16 protein-coding genes and 1 pseudogene are annotated in these 17225 nt (G+C 41.3%); 10 read left to right on the top strand and 7 right to left on the bottom strand.

Features of this window, described 5'->3' with window-relative positions:
* Positions 1–27: 27 nt before the first annotated feature.
* The 3 genes from leuB to fabR form a co-directional block, all read right to left on the bottom strand.
* Entirely contained in the window at positions 28–1104 is a 1077-nt protein-coding gene (gene leuB, locus ATS71_RS04010) for a 3-isopropylmalate dehydrogenase (protein WP_058403644.1), read from the bottom strand.
* Positions 1101–2654, bottom strand: a complete 1554-nt coding sequence (gene leuA, locus ATS71_RS04015) for a 2-isopropylmalate synthase (RefSeq protein ID WP_010557777.1) — start codon at positions 2652–2654, stop codon at positions 1101–1103. Before leuA ends, leuB begins: the two co-directional genes overlap by 4 nt.
* A 403-nt stretch (positions 2655–3057) precedes the next feature.
* A complete protein-coding gene (fabR, locus tag ATS71_RS04020; RefSeq protein ID WP_058403645.1) occupies positions 3058–3681 on the bottom strand; it encodes an HTH-type transcriptional repressor FabR in 624 nt (207 codons plus the stop codon).
* Between the two features lie 126 nt (positions 3682–3807).
* On the opposite strand from fabR, the gene ATS71_RS04025 reads away from it, so the two are divergent.
* Entirely contained in the window at positions 3808–4941 is a 1134-nt protein-coding gene (locus ATS71_RS04025) for an acyl-CoA desaturase (RefSeq protein ID WP_058403646.1), read from the top strand.
* A gap of 13 nt (positions 4942–4954) precedes the next feature.
* Entirely contained in the window at positions 4955–6367 is a 1413-nt protein-coding gene (sthA, locus tag ATS71_RS04030) for a Si-specific NAD(P)(+) transhydrogenase (RefSeq protein WP_058403647.1), read from the top strand.
* A gap of 73 nt (positions 6368–6440) precedes the next feature.
* Here the strand turns inward: sthA and hemE are convergent, their stop codons facing one another.
* On the bottom strand, positions 6441–7505 hold the full coding sequence (gene hemE / locus ATS71_RS04035; protein ID WP_008126752.1) for a uroporphyrinogen decarboxylase: 1065 nt from the start codon (positions 7503–7505) through the stop codon (positions 6441–6443).
* Between the two features lie 523 nt (positions 7506–8028).
* Here hemE and ATS71_RS04040 point away from each other — a divergent pair.
* The gene (locus ATS71_RS04040; RefSeq protein WP_058403648.1) at positions 8029–8499 is read left to right on the top strand and encodes an Rsd/AlgQ family anti-sigma factor; all 471 of its coding nucleotides are present in this window, start codon (positions 8029–8031) and stop codon (positions 8497–8499) included.
* Between the two features lie 71 nt (positions 8500–8570).
* On the opposite strand, the gene fkpA is transcribed toward ATS71_RS04040, so the two are convergent.
* Entirely contained in the window at positions 8571–9317 is a 747-nt protein-coding gene (gene fkpA / locus ATS71_RS04045; RefSeq protein WP_008126756.1) for an FKBP-type peptidyl-prolyl cis-trans isomerase, read from the bottom strand.
* A 215-nt stretch (positions 9318–9532) separates the two neighbouring features.
* On the opposite strand from fkpA, the gene ATS71_RS04050 reads away from it, so the two are divergent.
* Positions 9533–10531 carry a WD40 repeat domain-containing protein gene (locus ATS71_RS04050; RefSeq protein ID WP_058403649.1) on the top strand — a complete coding sequence of 333 codons (999 nt, stop codon included), beginning with the start codon at positions 9533–9535 and terminating at the stop codon, positions 10529–10531.
* The gene (locus tag ATS71_RS04055; RefSeq protein WP_006793743.1) at positions 10518–10733 is read left to right on the top strand and encodes a SlyX family protein; all 216 of its coding nucleotides are present in this window, start codon (positions 10518–10520) and stop codon (positions 10731–10733) included. The genes ATS71_RS04050 and ATS71_RS04055 overlap by 14 nt, the downstream gene beginning before the upstream one ends.
* 30 nt (positions 10734–10763) lie before the next feature.
* Here ATS71_RS04055 and ATS71_RS04060 read toward each other — a convergent pair whose 3' ends face one another.
* On the bottom strand, positions 10764–10967 hold the full coding sequence (locus tag ATS71_RS04060; protein WP_058403650.1) for a YheV family putative zinc ribbon protein: 204 nt from the start codon (positions 10965–10967) through the stop codon (positions 10764–10766).
* A 132-nt stretch (positions 10968–11099) separates the two neighbouring features.
* On the opposite strand from ATS71_RS04060, the gene ATS71_RS04065 reads away from it, so the two are divergent.
* From ATS71_RS04065 to ATS71_RS04085, 5 genes are all read left to right on the top strand, one after another.
* A complete protein-coding gene (locus ATS71_RS04065; RefSeq protein WP_058403651.1) occupies positions 11100–13022 on the top strand; it encodes an ATP-binding cassette domain-containing protein in 1923 nt (640 codons plus the stop codon).
* Positions 13006–13419: a TIGR02444 family protein gene (locus ATS71_RS04070; protein WP_058403652.1), complete on the top strand. Its 414-nt coding sequence runs from the start codon at positions 13006–13008 to the stop codon at positions 13417–13419. Before ATS71_RS04065 ends, ATS71_RS04070 begins: the two co-directional genes overlap by 17 nt.
* A 770-nt stretch (positions 13420–14189) precedes the next feature.
* Positions 14190–15176: a hydrolase gene (locus ATS71_RS04075; protein WP_058403653.1), complete on the top strand. Its 987-nt coding sequence runs from the start codon at positions 14190–14192 to the stop codon at positions 15174–15176.
* A 2-nt stretch (positions 15177–15178) separates the two neighbouring features.
* Positions 15179–15433, top strand: coding sequence for a YheU family protein (locus ATS71_RS04080; RefSeq protein WP_058403654.1), 255 nt, complete (start codon positions 15179–15181; stop codon positions 15431–15433).
* Between the two features lie 64 nt (positions 15434–15497).
* Positions 15498–16694 (top strand): dipeptidase, encoded by a 1197-nt coding sequence (locus ATS71_RS04085; protein WP_058403664.1) that lies wholly within the window; start codon positions 15498–15500, stop codon positions 16692–16694.
* A gap of 335 nt (positions 16695–17029) precedes the next feature.
* On the opposite strand, the pseudogene ATS71_RS18380 reads toward ATS71_RS04085, so the two are convergent.
* A pseudogene (locus tag ATS71_RS18380) lies at positions 17030–17225 on the bottom strand (elongation factor Tu); the annotation flags it as partial.

Genomic DNA, 17225 nt, shown 5'->3' on the forward strand with positions numbered 1-17225 from the left:
AGCATAACGGTGCTGCGCCTTTAATAATTAAATACGTGAAACGATGGCTGCTGCGACATCGCTTGTGCTGTATCCACCTTGTGGGTAGATATCTGGCGTGCCAACGCCTGCTTCTACGGCTTCGGCTACGGCTTTTTCAATGGTGCGCGCTGCTTCGTCTTGCCCTAATGAGTAACGTAGCATAAGTGCGGCACTTAAAATTTGTGCAATCGGGTTTGCAACGCCTTTGCCTGCAATATCTGGCGCTGAGCCACCAGCTGGTTCATACAAACCAAAGCCCGATTGATTTAGGCTAGCCGAAGGTAATAAGCCCATTGAGCCTGTGATCATCGCACACTCATCTGACAAAATATCACCAAATAAGTTATCGCAAAGTAACACGTCAAACTGGCTAGGCTGTTTAACTAGCTGCATAGCTGCGTTATCTACATATATGTAATCTAGGCTTACTTCTGGGTAGTCTTTGCTTACTTCTGTAACGACTTCACGCCATAATACGCTTGATGCAAGTACGTTGGCTTTATCTACTGAGGTTACGTGGTTACTGCGTAATTTTGCTGCTTCAAAAGCAAAACGAGCTATACGTTCAATTTCTTTACGCGAATAGTTTTGCGTATCAAAGGCAAACTCTTCTTCGCCTTCGCCGCCTCGGCCTTTTTCACCAAAGTAAATGCCGCCGGTAAGCTCGCGTACACATAAAATATCAAAGCCTTTTTCGCTAATATCGGCACGTAATGGCGATGCTGCGCTAAGCGCCGGTAAAAGCTGCGCTGGGCGTAAATTACAAAACAAACCAAAGTGCTTACGAAGCGGTAAAAGCGATGCACGCTCAGGTTGCTCGTTAGGTGGTAGGTTTTCCCACTTAGGGCCACCTACTGAGCCAAATAAAATGGCATCGGCGTTTTCACACGCGCTTAGTGTTTTTGGTGGTAATGCTTCACCAAATTCATCAATGGCTGCACCACCAATAGCATGATGATCGCGGCTTAGAGTAAAACCAAACTTATTGCTCACAGCATCAAGTACTTGCTCTGCTGCTGCCATTACTTCTGGGCCAATACCGTCGCCAGCTAATACTGCAACGCTGTAGTTTGTTTTACTCATCCTGCTTTCCTTTGTTGTTTTAAATCAGACACTTTTTGTGCACGATAAATTAAGTTGTAAACACGGATCATGGCGCGTACCGACGCTTCTACCACATCCGCAGCAATACCCGCACCGTGATAAGGGCGGCCATCGTATTTAGCAATAATGTTTACTTGGCCTAGCGAGCTTGCGCCTTGGCCAGTGGCTTCTAAGTTGTATTCAATCATTTCAACGCTCATACCGGTTAAGCGCTCAATTGCCGCAAACGACGCCTCTACCGGGCCATTACCTGTAGCAGCTTCTTGTTTAACTTCGCCATCAATCACCATACCAATAGTTGAGCTTGCTACCGACTGTGAGTTAGACGCTGAGTTTACAAACTCTAACTGGTATTTTTCGTCTTTGTCGTTAATTTGATTTAAGTAAATCATGGCTTCAAGGTCGTAGTCGTACACCGTGCCTTTTTGATCCGCTAACGCTAAAAAGCTTTCGTATAAGCTGTCCATATCGTAATCAGCTTTTTGGTACCCTAACTCTTCTAAGCGGTGCTCAATAACATGACGACCCGAACGCGAAGTCATATTTAATTGGTTATTTGGCACACCTACGCTTTCTGGCGACATAATCTCATAAGTATTTTGCGCTTTTAATACGCCATCTTGGTGAATGCCCGAGCTATGTGCAAAGGCGTTTTCGCCCACAATCGCTTTATTTGGCTGTACCGGCATATTACAAATTTTTGCAACTTGGCGAGATGCGCGATAAATTTCTTCGCTTTTAATATCGGTATGTACTTTTAAGTGGTCTTTGCGCATTTTCATTATCATCGCCACTTCTTCAAGCGAGCAGTTACCCGCACGCTCACCAATCCCATTTATTGTACATTCAATTTGACGAGCACCCGCTTGTACAGCGGCTACCGAGTTAGCTACAGCTAAACCTAAATCGTTATGACAATGTACGCTTAAACGCGCTTTATCAATATTTGGCACGTTATTCATTAAATGGCGGATCATTGCAGCGTATTCGTCTGGCGTTACAAAGCCAACGGTATCGGGCAAGTTAATAGTAGAGGCACCCGCATTAATGGCCTGCTCAACAATTTTACATAAATCCCAATGCGGCGTACGCCCTGCATCTTCACACGAAAACTCAACATCATCTGTGTAGTTACGCGCTAATTTAATTGATTTAACCGCCATTGCCGTTGCATCATCTAGGCTCATGCGTAATTTGTGTTCAAGGTGCAAAGGGCTTGTGGCAATAAAAGTATGAATACGGCTTTGCTGTGCTGTGCGAAGCGCCTCACCACAGGCTTCAATGTCTTTAGCAACCGAGCGTGCTAAACCACAAATAATTGGGCCTTTTACTTCGGTTGCAATACGTTGCACCGAGCGAAAATCAGCAGGGCTCGAAACTGGAAAACCCACTTCCATCACATCAACATTCAAGCGGCTAATAGTATGCGCTAACTGAATTTTATCGTCTTCAGTAAGGCTTGCTTTAAGTGCCTGCTCGCCATCACGTAAGGTGGTATCAAAAATCCATACTTTATCTTTGTCTTGCATAACTGCCCCTCATTCCTGTGTTACCCAAATTTCAATTTATCCCAGCCGCGAGATAAAAAAAACCCCGCAATTGCGGGGTTTTTAATGTTTAACTCGATGCAAACACACTAATCCCCGCTCACTTGCCATAGCAGTAAGAGGTTAAGTTTTAGTGTAATTAAACGAATATTTTGCATCTTGTTTCTTGTGTGTGTGTTCAGTGAGGCCTATTTTTAACATTACCTAGAGATGGAAGCAAGCATAAAAATTCCACAAAACAACTTAAACTCACATTATTTTAGGTTTTATTATTTAAATAATAATTAATTTCAGGATTTAAATATCAAAAATAACCAAAACCACGCTTAAATATATAACCTAAACAAGCTGCTCTGCTTATATTAACTCTTTACTATTTTTTAGGCTAAGTTACTTTATTTGTTTCTCTTACATAATGGGTTGCACCACGCGTTATGTAACGCAGCTGCCAAATAACACGCTCAACTAGTTCGTCTAGTTGTTGGCCTTCTATATCTAGCGCCTCTGCGCCGGCATTAAATACCAGTGTTACCATGGCTTCTGATTGGATGTAGGCATGCATGGCGTCGCACTTGGTTTCGCTTTCTAAGTAGTGGGCAAGCTCTAAAATAAAGTGTTTGATTTCGCGTGCGACTGCGGCTCTAAATGCCTTAGATGTACCTGAGCGCTCACGCAGTAATAACCTAAATTGGTTACTTGAGCTGTCTATAAATTCCATAAACGTAACAACCGAGGTGTTAATGACACTGCCGCCGTCGTTTGCTATGCGTCTGCGGGCTTGGCGCATAAGTTGGCGCAGCGTTAAACCGGCTTCGTCTACCATGGTTAAACCTAGCTCGTTCATATCTTTAAAATGGCGATAAAACGAGGTGGGTGCAATGCCGGCTTCGCGGGCTACTTCGCGTAAACTTAAATTCGAAAAGCTGTGATCTGCACTTAGCTGATTAAATGCCGCCTGAATTAAGGCTTGTCGTGTTTTTTGTTTCTGTTGCGCTCTAACACCCGACATCAACAACTCCCTGAATAATTTTATATTAATATTTAGTGATAATAGCTCAATTCCCCAGTCTAATACTTGACGGCGAGAGTTTGAAATACTATTTTAGCTTACAGTTGTACGCTGAGATTGAGAATGATGAATAAACCACCGATTATCTGGACAAACGTCCTATTTTTTAGCCTTACCTTTTTAGCGGCTATCACACTTGTTCCTTGGTATGGCATTAGCTACGGATTTACCAGCGCACATTGGATTGCTTTTGTAGCCTGCATGTTTTTTGCAGGCCTATCTATCACAGCCGGTTACCACCGTTTATGGTCACATAAAACGTATAATGCTCATCCTGCTGTTGAATTTATTTTTGCCCTAGGCGGTGCGTTTGCTTTGCAAAACAGTGCGCTACACTGGAGTAGCGATCACCGTATACACCATGGCCAAGTTGACGACCCAATAAAAGACCCTTACGCCGCAACTAATGGCTTTTGGTACAGCCACATTGGCTGGATGTTACGTGACTACCAAGGCGATAGCTACGGCGATTACAGTAATTGTCGTGATTTACAGCGTAATAAAATCGTTATGTGGCAACACAAACACTACCTAAAACTGGTTATTGCGATGAATGTTGGCCTACCATTGGTACTTGGTTTATTGGTGGGCGATGTGTGGGGTATGCTGATTTTAGCGGGTTTACTGCGTTTAGTATTAAGCCAACACTTTACCTTTTTTATTAACTCGGTGGCCCATATTTGGGGTTCGCGCCCATACACTGAAAAAAATACTGCGCGCGATAATGGCTTTTTAGCGTTATTCACTTATGGCGAGGGTTACCATAACTTTCATCATATTTTTGCAAGTGATTATCGTAATGGGATTAAGTGGTTTCATTATGACCCCACCAAATGGATGATCCGCTCTTTAGCTGCCATTGGTTTAGCCAGTAAATTAAAGCGCACACCGGTTGAACGTATAGAAAAAGCTAAAGCCGATACGCTTATGAGTAAAACGCAAACACGTGTTGCAAAATTGCCTTTAGCGCAAGATAGGCTTACATTATTACAACAAGAGTACGATTTATTGCTGAAAAAACTGCAGACATATTGTTCACTTCAAAAACAAGTTTTAGAAGTTAAAAAAAATAATATGGCAAAGCAGTGTGAACGTTCAGCTTTAATGGCACAATATCACGAGCTGGAAGCCGCCTGGGAAAATCAAAAGCAGGCATGGCTAGCACTTAATGCGAGGTTATTAAAAGCCTCTTTTAATTAATTTAGGAGTGGCTGTGGCCAAACAACCAGAACAGAAAAAAGCCCCCGTAAGTTTCCAATATGACGCAATAATTATTGGTACGGGCCCTGGCGGTGAAGGCACCGCCATGAATCTTTCGAAAAATAACAAAAAAGTAGCGGTTATAGAGCGCCAAGAAACAGTCGGCGGCGGTTGTGTACATTGGGGAACAATCCCTTCTAAGGCATTACGTCACTCGGTTAGCCGCTACATTGAATACAAAGCCAACCCGTTGTTTAATATTGGTGAGCGCCCTAGTCGTTTAACGTTTCCTGATATTTTACGTCATGCAAGTTCGGTTATTTCTAAGCAGTCTAATTTACGTAATCGCATTCATATGTTTCAAGGTGATGCGAGCTTTGTTGATAAACACACGGTTGAAGTAAAACGCCTTGATGGTTCAACTGAGCGTATTACAGCAAAAACCATTGTTATTGCCACGGGCTCTCGCCCTTACCGCCCACCTGAAGTTGATTTTAGCCATTCTCGTATTTATGAGAGCGATACTATTTTAGGCCTTGAGCATGACCCTCAGCGCGTACTTATATACGGCGCAGGGGTTATTGGCTGTGAGTATGCTTCTATTTTTAAAGGTTTAGGCGCTAAAGTTGATTTAGTGAATACTCGTGACCGTTTACTTGCCTTTATGGATGCTGAAATATCTGATGCACTTAGCTACCACTTTTGGAATAGCGGCATTGTTATTCGTCATAACGAAGAGTTTGATCGTGTAGAAACGCGCGACGATTGCGTTGTTATGCATTTAAAATCGGGCAAGCGTGTGAAAGCTGACTGTATTTTATTTGCCAATGGCCGCACAGGTAACACTGACACACTTAACCTTGAAGCCATTGGCTTAAAAGCCGACGGCCGTGGGCAAATAAAAGTAAACGAAACCTACCAAACTGAGGTTGAAAACGTTTATGCGGTAGGCGATGTAATTGGCTATCCAAGCCTTGCTAGTGCTGCGTTTGACCAAGGCCGTATTGCCGCTGATGCAATAGCCTGCGGTAACTGTGATGATAAGTTAATTATTGATATTCCGGCGGGTATTTATACCATTCCAGAAATGAGCTCAGTGGGTAAAACAGAGCAAGAACTAACCGCTGCTAAAGTACCTTACGAAGTAGGCCGTGCTCAGTTTAAACACCTTGCACGCGCGCAGATTGCAGGTACTGAAGTAGGCAGCTTAAAAATATTATTCCACACAGAAACCAAAGAAGTACTTGGGGTACATTGCTTTGGCGAACGTGCCTCTGAAATTGTTCACATTGGCCAAGCCATTATGGAACAAAAAAATGGTGGCAATAATATCGATTACTTTGTAAATACCACATTTAACTACCCAACCATGGCAGAAGCCTATCGGGTTGCGGCATTAAATGGCTTAAATCGCTTGTTTAAGTAAGCACTTTAAAGCGTATAAACAAAAAGCCCGCTGTTAAGCGGGCTTTTTAGTATTAATGCATAAAACACATTAATTATTTGTGATACTGGCCGCTAAGCTCGTGCACGGCATTAATAAATACACCGGCATTTTCTGGGTCAACGTCTGGCGTAATCCCGTGACCTAAATTAAACACATGGCCATTGCCTGTACCAAAGTCTTCTAAAATAGTGCCTACTTCTTGGCGTATACGATCTGGCGTACCGTGCAGCATTGACGGGTCCATATTACCTTGTAGCGCTACTTTATCGCCTACACGACGTTTAGCGTCACCAATATTAATGGTCCAATCTAGGCCTACTGCATCACAGCCTGTTGCTGCTATTGCCTCAATCCATTGGCCGCCATTTTTAGTAAATAACGTTACTGGCACTTTGCGTCCATCGTATTCGCGAATTAAGCCATCTACAATTTTATGCATGTATTGCAGTGAAAACTCGTTGTAGTCGCGCGGGCTTAATACACCGCCCCACGAATCAAATACCATTAACGACTGTGCACCGGCTTTTACTTGTGCATTTAAGTAGTCGATCACTGAATCAGCAAGCTTGTCTAATAGTAAATGCAGTGTTTGTGGCTCTGCAAACGCCATTTTTTTAATTTTACCAAATACTTTGCTGCTGCCGCCTTCAACCATGTATGTAGCAAGTGTCCATGGTGAACCCGAAAAACCAATCAGCGGTACTTCGCCTTTAAGTTCACGGCGAATAGTGCTTACCGCGTTCATTACATAGCCAAGCTCATCGGTTGGGTCTAGCTTAGGTATTTTTTTAACATCGGCAAGCGATGAAATAGGACGTTCAAATTTAGGGCCTTCACCTGTTTCGAAGTACAAACCCAAACCCATTGCATCAGGAATCGTTAAAATATCGCTGAACAAAATGGCTGCGTCTAATGGGTAACGACGCAGTGGCTGAAGTGTTACCTCACAGGCAAGCTCAGCATTACGGCACAGGCTCATAAAATCGCCCGCTTGTGCACGTGTAGCACGGTACTCTGGTAAATAACGTCCAGCTTGACGCATCATCCATACAGGCGTTACATCAACGGGTTGTTTTGCAAGTGCACGTAAATAACGGTCGTTTTTTAATTCGCTCATGGCGTAAATGATCCTAATGCTTATAGAAATTGTGCAAGATTGTATCACCATATTCATCGCCTCTCTATTTCTTAAAGACGAAAACACCTTTACATAGAAGTAGATCAACAATATTGATGGTTTTAATCCATTTTGATTATAAAACGAGCAAAAAACACTAACATTTAAAACTTTTTGTTAATATGTTTGCAACATAACAAAAACCTTGGTATTGTCTTTCCCGCGTTAACAAAAACAATAATAAATTATTAAAACAATAAAAATAAAAAGTTTTAAATAATAACAATAAAAATCATTTAATAAAAATAAGAAAGCTTGTTATAACAAGCCACTTGAAGAAATTAGACCACCTTAACCGGTGGTTTTTTCTTGCCTGCAATAAAATTTTGCCCCTCCTATCAAATAAAGCTTATTCACAATTAGAACATCTGCATTACTTGTTGATATACACGCAAATTAAATATATCTTGATGTACATAAAAACGAATGTAACTAACAACCAACCCAGCTTAGGAGAACAGTTATGCTGACGCGTGTAGAAAAAGCTCAACAGAAATGGGGTGGTAGTCATACAGTAATCGATAACTGGCTCAATGAACGCCAAGAACTTATTGTACTGTATTGTAAGATTGCAGGGTTTGCGCCTTATGATAAAAACGATCATGCGCTACCAGAGCCTGAACAAATTCAATCTTTTTGCCAACTGCTTATGGACTACCTGTCTGCAGGCCACTTTGAAGTGTACGATGATATTGCTAAAGCCTGTGAAAAAAAGGGGTTAGAAAGCCAAAAGCTGGCAAACTCGATTTATCCGCGTATTTCTAGCACAACCGATGTCGCACTTGATTTTAATGACAAGTACGCCGAAGTAAATAAAGATGATTTGTTAGAAGGGTTTGACAACGATCTTTCAGTTATTGGTGAATCATTAGAGCTTCGTTTTGAGCTTGAAGATGAACTAATCGATAACTTGTTTTCTAATCATACTGATTAAATCACGTTTAAATTAAGCTACACGAATTAAAAAAGGGACCTTAAGGCCCCTTTTTACGTTTTAAGCCTAGCTTATTCAGCTGGTGCTTCTGCATTTTGAATTTCTAGTAATTCAACTTCAAAAACAAGTGTTGAATTAGCTGGAATTTTACCAAGGTCACGGTCGCCGTAAGCAAGCTCTGAAGGAATAGTGAACTTGTACTTAGAGCCTACAGGCATAAGTTGTAAACCTTCAGTCCAACCTGCAATTACGCGATTTAGTGGGAATGTAGTTGGTTCATTACGTGCGTATGAGCTATCAAACTCAGTGCCATCTAATAATGTCCCTTTGTAATGTACTTTAACAACGTCTGTTGCTGCTGGCTTTTCGCCTTCGCCTTCGCTTAATACTTCGTATTGTAAGCCAGACTCAGTTACCGTTACGCCTTCTTTTTTAGCGTTATCAGCTAAGTATTGAACACCTGCCGCTTTGCTTTTTTCAGACTCAACTTTCGCTTTTTCTTCTTGCTTAGTGCGTACTGAGGTATCTAAAGCCGTTAACACTTCACGAATTTTTTCTTCGTCAATTTTTGCATTACCAGCAAGTGCATCTTCGAAACCACGAATTAGTAGTGCTTGGTCTAGCTCAATGCCAATTTCAGATTTGTCTGCTAGGTCTTTATTTAAAAAGTTACCTACAGAAGCACCAATACCATATGCTTGTTGTTGCTCTACAGTGTCTAGTGTTACTTCAGCTTGCTCTTTTTTTGCTTCTTGATTACAAGCTGTAAGCGCTAAAACCGACGCTGCAATCAATGACAATCTAATCGTCTTTTTCATTTTAAATCTCCGACATACTTTGCAGTTGTCATTTATTGTAATATTACTAGTTAAAGATTAACGCCCTACATGGTAGGCTGTTTGTTTAATAACTAAAGTCTGTATTGTTAGCTAAACTAAAAATATATATTCAGTGATTAGACAAACAACCTAGGCATTTAACGCACCTAGTCTAACCTCTCAGTCACTAAGAGTTAAGAGGAAATACTTGTAAGATGTCGATATTTCGTACTTTTTTAATCGTTTTTAGCTGTTTTTTAACCATTGCTTGTACCGATAAAAAAAATCAATCGGTAGAAAGCTTTGAACACACCGCACAAGGTGCATTTTCGTCAGCACTCTCTCACGATGGTAAGTACAGTTTAATCTCTTCTATCAACCATGGGGTCGCGCTGTGGGATAATCAACAGCACGTTTTAAAATACCAATGGTTTCAGCAGCAATCGCAAGACAACTTAGTTTACAGCGTGGCTATTGCGTTTGATAACAGCGTTGCGGTTACCGCAGAAAAAACAACGTTCGCAGTGTGGGATATCAGCACCGGCGAAAACAAAGGCTATTACAAAATACAAAAAGCCACGATTCGAGATATTGCCATTAGCAACCAAGGTCGCAGCGTGTTGTATGGTCGCAGCGATGGCGTGGTTGTATTTTTAAACCTTGAAACCGGACGTCGCATTGAGTTTTTAGGCCATCAAGATAAAGTTAATACCGTTGATTTAGCGCCTAACGGACGCTTTGCATTAAGCGGCTCTAACGATTACGTTGCCTATTTTTGGGATACCAATACTGGGCAAGTTATTCACCGCTTTAGCCACCCAACACGTGTTACTCAAGTAACCCTTGATCCACAAGGTCGTTTTGCATTTACTGCCGATAGTATGAAGCAAGCACATGTATGGAAGCTGACTACAGGTGATCTTGTGAGTAAACTGGCGTATATTGCGCGTCAGAAAATTTTTACCGCCGTGCGCTTTAACGAGCAAGGCACATTGCTGGCAACGGGTTCGCCTAATAAGCGAGTTGATTTATGGCAAATATCAAGCGGTGAAAAAATTCAAACGTGGCAAGTTACGCCGCGAGAAGGCAGTAAACCAAAATCGGCCGTTGTGCTTGATGTGGCATTTATAGATAACGATAAGTCGTTGTTAACCGAAAGCTCCAGCGGTATCGCAGAGCGATTTATTATACGAGACACTAATGAACACAATTGAACACCGCGTAATGGAACTTGAAGCCAAAGTGGCTTTTCAAGATGAAACGATTGAAATCTTAAACGATGAGATCAAAGTACACCAGCAAATGCTAGCTAAAATGAAACGCCAAACAGAACTGCTGGCAGAAAAAATTAAAGAAGCGCAAACCTCGCCTTCTATGATGTCAAATATGCCAGAGCCACCGCCTCCGCATTACTAAAAGGTGTGTACCTAGGCAATAAAAACCGGGTTATTCGCCCGGTTTAAACACACCAATGACTTGCTCAAATTGGCGAGTTGACGCCTGAACAGCGTTTTCTGGTTGCGACATTTTATGCCCACACTCAACACACTCTACTTTTTCAACATCATGTTCTCTGTATAGCATCATAGTATCCATGGCTTTACAGTCAGGGCACGATGCGCCAGCAATAAATCGCTTCTTTTGTCTCACAACATTTTTCCTGTGGTTTGAACTACAACTATTTTATCGTATAACATCACTTGTTGATACGCTTGATAAGCGCATTAAGTTCTATGATATGATAGCGCCAACTTAACAAGGGTACAGTAAAGTAACGCATTCATGATCCAAATATCAGAAATAGAACTCCTTCGTGGCGGCACAGCCTTATTAAAAAATGCATCAGCTACGTTATTTCCAGAGCACAAAGTAGGCCTTGTGGGTGCCAATGGCTGCGGGAAATCAACCTTATTTGGTTTACTAAAATCTGAATTGCAACTTGATGCCGGTAATTGCAGTATTCCTAAAGATTGGTCTATTGCTTCGGTTAAACAAGAAACCCCAGCCCTCGAAATAAGCGCCATTGATTATGTATTGCAAGGACACCCTGAACACTATGCGCTTCGTATTGCACTACGTGAAGCAGAACAAAATAACGATGGCGATACCCAAGCCAAAGTGCATATTCAACTAGAAAACATGAAAGGCTACAGCATCGAATCGCAAGCTGGCGAACTTTTGCATGGATTAGGATTTGCTAATAGCCAAATAGAAAACCCCGTGAGTGCTTTTTCAGGTGGTTGGCGCATGCGTTTAAACCTTGCCCAAGCACTTATCCGTAATGCTGATTTATTGCTACTCGATGAGCCAACAAACCACCTTGATTTAGATGCCGTATATTGGCTTGAGCGCTTTTTACGTGCCTACACAGGCACATTGGTACTTATATCGCACGACCGTGAGTTTTTAGATGCAGTAGTTGATCAAATTTGGCATATAGATAAACAACTTATCAATGTGTACAAAGGTAACTATTCGCAATTTGAACGCCAAAAAGCAGAGCGTTTATTACAACAGCAAGCCATGTTCGACAAGCAGCAAGAGCAAATTGCACACCTTGAGCAATTTATTACTCGTTTTAAAGCAAAAGCCAGTAAAGCTAAACAAGCACAAAGCCGGGTAAAAGCGCTAGAACGTATGGAAAAGCTTGCCCCTGCACATGCCGACTCACCATTTAATTTTGAGTTTGCAGAGCCTACAGCCCTACCAAACCCGCTAATGAGTTTAGATAAAGCTAAAGCGGGTTATGGTGAAGTGACTATTTTAAATAATATAGAGCTTAACTTAGTACCTGGTAGCCGTATTGCTTTACTGGGACGAAATGGCGCAGGTAAATCAACGCTCATTAAACTACTCTCTGGTGATTTAGAACCGCAAGCAGGTAAGGTTGTGCAGCACCATGGTTTAAATATTGGTTACTTTGCGCAGCATCAACTTGAGTCGCTTGATTTAAACGCCAGCGCAATTACGCATTTACAGCGTTTAAACCCAAAAGCTACTGAACAATCACTACGTGACTTTTTAGGTGGCTTTGCCTTTATTGGCGATAAAGCTCTAGAGCCCGTAGCGCCCTTTTCGGGCGGTGAAAAAGCCCGTTTAGTCCTCGCCATGCTGGTGTATCAAAAGCCTAACCTGCTACTTCTTGATGAACCTACCAACCACCTTGATTTAGAAATGCGCCACGCGCTAGTTATGGCATTGCAAGGCTTTGAAGGCGCCATGGTTACCGTATCGCATGACCGCCACATGCTTAAAAACACCGCTGATGAGTTTTATTTAGTCGATGATGGCAAAGTAACTCAATTTGGCTACGATTTAGATGCGTATTACCAGTGGTTACTGAACGCGAATAAAGAAGCTGTTAAAGCCCAGCAAAATGATGAGCCCAAAGCACACTCAGGGGTTAACCGAAAAGAGCAAAAACGCTTAGAAGCCGAATTTAGAAAAGCCATTCAACCGCTTAAAAAGCAAATTGAAAAGCTTGAAAAACAACTCGACAAACACTCTGCAGAGCTTAGCGAAGTGGAGGCTGCACTTGGCGATAATGAACTCTATAACGATGACAACAAAGCCCAATTAAAAGAATTAATAGCTAAACAAGCCACGCTTACGCCCAAACTTAACGACATTGAAGAAGAGTTACTTATGGCGCTTGAAGAAATGGAAGAAAAAGAACAGGCCTTTGCCGATGAACTTGCTCAATAGCGATGACTTTTGGCAATTTGCATGCACTTTGTATGCAAAACCTGGGCAACAACACACCTTGCTGGCACTACAAAACCAGCAAGGTAAAAACGTCAATGTGTGCTTGTTACTTTATTATTTAGATTCGTTAAATTTGAGCATTAATACAGCGCAATTAAGTCACTTACAAAAAGTGATTAGTGAGTTTGATACTGAGGTTTTAAAGCCATTGCGCAGGGCTCGGGGTTACTTAAAAGCAAATCAAGCCGAGATTGCCGATTACGCAAACATTCGACAAGAACTACTGAGCGCCGAGCTCAAGCTCGAAAAGCAGCAGCAAAAGATGTTGATCAATGCCGTTAATGGATTTGAGTTAGTAGCATGTACAGCACCAGATAATAGTGCGCTTTATTTGTAAGCAATCCCTAATTAGCTATCATTTTCAGCTGTCAGCGACCAGCAGCCTGGTTACCCTCATTTGCTACTCATTGTTTTTCTTTATGTGTAAAAGATCTTTAAGCCAATGAATCACAAAGAGGGCTAGAGGCGCTGCGCTTTAGAGTGACCAATAAAAACTAATATTAACCGTGCAACTGCTTGGCAGCTCTCATTTACTCCTCATATTTTTCTCTTTGTGCAAAAAGATCTTTAAACCAATGAATCAAAAAGAGGATTAGAGACGCTACGCTTTTAGAGTGAGTGATAAAAACTAATATTAACTGTGCTATTGCTTGGCAATTCTCATTTACTTCTCATGTTTTTCTCTTTGTGCAAAAAGATCTTTAATCCTTCAAGCTCGCTAACTTCTTTTGGCAACTTTGATCCAAATCAACTTCTTTACAGCTCTTTTTATAATCAGGAAAATAGCTTGATCTGGATCATATCAAGCACTGCTGAGCCAGCCTATGATTACCCCATAGACATCAGGAGGCAATTATGGACGTATTCTTTAGAGATTTTTTTAGCGACCCAGTGTTATTTTTATCATTTGGTTTTTTAGGCGTCGTTATTAGTTTATGCCTATTTTTTGTGTATTTTTTCATGAAAAAAGTACACGACGCTGATCTGACAGAGCAACATTAAAAAATTAAGCACGACGCACAAAGCGTCTAATTAGTTACTAATTAGGCGCTTTTTATTCTTTTTGATACACTAACGCTTCGTTTTTGCAAAGTGTGTAGTACAAACATGATCCATACGTTTAAACCAGCATGGTGGATGACCAATCGTCACGTCCAAACCATAATGCCGCGTTTTTTCCGCCCTTTTCATAATACTCGCTACGAATTAGAGCAACTTGATACACCTGACGGTGACTTTATCGAGCTGGCATGGTCACTTCCGCATAACGAAACTGCCCCACTTGCCATTGTGTTACACGGCCTTGAAGGTAATATAAATAGTTTTTATGCCAAAGGCATGATGAAAGCGCTAAAAAAGCAAGGGTATGCCGTTGTACTCATGCACTTTAGAAACTGCTCGACCGAGGTAAACCGGCTTCCTCGCGCCTACCATAGTGGTGATACGGACGATTTAGCTTTTTTTATTAATCACCTAAAGTTACTGTTTCCAAACAGACCTTTATTTGCTGTTGGTTTTTCGCTAGGTGGTAATGTATTAGCAAAGTATTTAGGTGAGCAAGCCCAGCGATGCCCACTAAATGCAGCAGCCGTTATATCCGCACCGTATGATTTATCATCATCAAGTGATGTAATACGCAAAAGCTTGGGTAAAATTTATCAAAAGTATTTGCTCGATCGCATGAAAAAATCGATGCAGCGAAAATTACCTCAAATTAAGCAGCAAATACCTATTACCACTGATGAATTAATGGAAATTGATGATTTATTAGAATTTGATAACCACATAACAGCTCCTTTGCATGGCTTTGAGAATGCACACGATTATTATCGCCAAGCCAGTTCTATGCCCTACTTAAAACATATTGCTGTACCCACCTTAATCATTCATGCGAAAGACGACCCAATGCTGTCGATTAAAGCAGTGCCAAGCAAGCAAGATGTGAGTGAAGATGTTACCCTGCGTGTTTCTGAAAAAGGTGGGCACGTTGGATTCATTAGCGGAAACAATCCGTTTAAACCCATTTTTTGGTTAGAAAAAGCCGTACCCAGTTATTTTGGCCAACACATAATAGACAAAGCGAGCAACCAGTAGTAATGATTATTCCTTTTGAGCAACTTGATAAAGACACCCTATACAACCTAATTGAAAGCTATGTACTGCGTGAAGGCACCGATTATGGCGAACAAGAATTCAGTATTGAAAGTAAAGTGGCGCAGGTAAATCAACAATTAAAAAACGGCGAAGCCATGGTGTTTTTTTCAGAGCTGCACGAATCGGTCACTATTATTTCAAAGGGCGAATTTAAAGCACTGCAAAGTGAAGAGCATCAACAAGCATCGTATGATTAAAGTGTAATACTTGTAACTTTTTAGCTGAGCGTACACAATGGCTTTTTACCCAAAGAGCCAAAACATGATAAAACTCAGCACTCTAGTGGTAGCCGTATCACTAGCTTTAACAAACCAAGCCTTTGCAGAGCAACCAATTAGCGCGTCAGACAAAGCGGTTAAACTTGCCAAAGACACTATTTTAATCGACACCCACATTGATGTGCCTTACCGCATTCACGATACGTGGGCTGATGTAACCAAAGCAACTGAAGATGGCGATTTTGATTATCCTCGCGCAGTTGAGGGGGGATTAAACGCGCCATTTATGTCGATTTATATTCCTGCTCATTTAGAATTTGAAGGTAAAGGCAAAAGCTATCAGTTAGCTAACCAGTTAATTGATGGGATGGAAGCCATTGCACAACGTGCGCCTTCTAAATTTGCAATGGCAAGCTCTACAAACGACATAGAGCAACAGTTTAAAGAGGGTAAATTGTCTATTGCTATGGGAATGGAAAATGGCTCCCCTATTGAAGGTGACTTAAAAAACCTTCAGCACTTTTTTGACCGTGGCGTGCGTTACATCACCCTCGCACACTCACAAAGTAATCATATTTCTGACTCGTCTTACGATATTCGCCGTAAATGGAAAGGCTTAAGCCCCTTTGGTAAAGAGCTGGTCACTGCAATGAATAATATGGGTATGTTAATAGATGTATCGCATATTTCTGACGATGCGTTTTATCAGGTAATGGAATTGTCTAAAACACCGGTGATTGCATCACATTCATCGCTTCGTAAATACACCCCAGGTTTTGAGCGTAATATGAATGACGATATGCTATTAGCGCTAAAAGAAAATGGAGGCGTGATTCAAATTAACTTTGGTTCGAGCTTTGTTACAGCAAAAGCAGGTGCATGGGGCAAGCAACTAAAAAGCACAAAAGAGTCGGCTAAAAAACAAGGCACTAAATTAAGTAATGATTTTGATGCGGCTTATCGCGCTAAAAATCCATATCCGTTTGCAAGTCTTGAACAAGTACTTGATCATATTGATCACGTTGTAGAGTTGATTGGCATTGATTACGTTGGCATTGGCTCTGATTACGACGGCGTTGGCGATTCGTTACCTATTGGCTTAAAAGATGTGTCTAGTTATCCAAACTTAGTACAAGGCTTAATGGATAGAGGCTACAGCGACGCCGATATTAAAAAAATCTTAAGTGGCAATACACTAAGAGTATGGAAGCAAGCTGAGGCATACGCCAAAAAACACTAAGCTGTGAAAGTTGTCAGTTGTCAGTTGTCAGTTGTCAAAAAAATTAATTAAAAGCACGGCTTAAAGTCGTGCTTTTTTATGTCTTAAGTATAATTTAACACCAAGCTACTAATAGCTGAAAACTAAACACTTTTCTTCAGACATTAAAAAAGGCCACCTAAGTGACCTTTTTCTAACAATTAACTTAAAAGTTAACTATTACTCATTGAACGTTACTACAAAGCACCTACGCCTAAGGTAAGAGCGCCACCTTCACATGACATAAATTACAGGCATTAAAAAACCCGAGACTAAGCTCGGATTTTTTTTGTATTAATTAACTTAAATGTTAATTATTACTCAACGATAGTTGCCACAACACCAGCACCTACAGTACGGCCACCTTCACGGATAGCAAAACGAAGACCTTCATCCATCGCGATTGGTGCGATTAGAGTTACTGTCATCTTGATGTTATCACCAGGCATTACCATTTCTACGCCTTCTGGTAACTGTACGTCACCAGTTACGTCAGTTGTACGGAAGTAGAAC

The organism is Pseudoalteromonas sp. H71 (assembly GCF_001468485.1).
GTDB lineage: Bacteria > Pseudomonadota > Gammaproteobacteria > Enterobacterales > Alteromonadaceae > Pseudoalteromonas.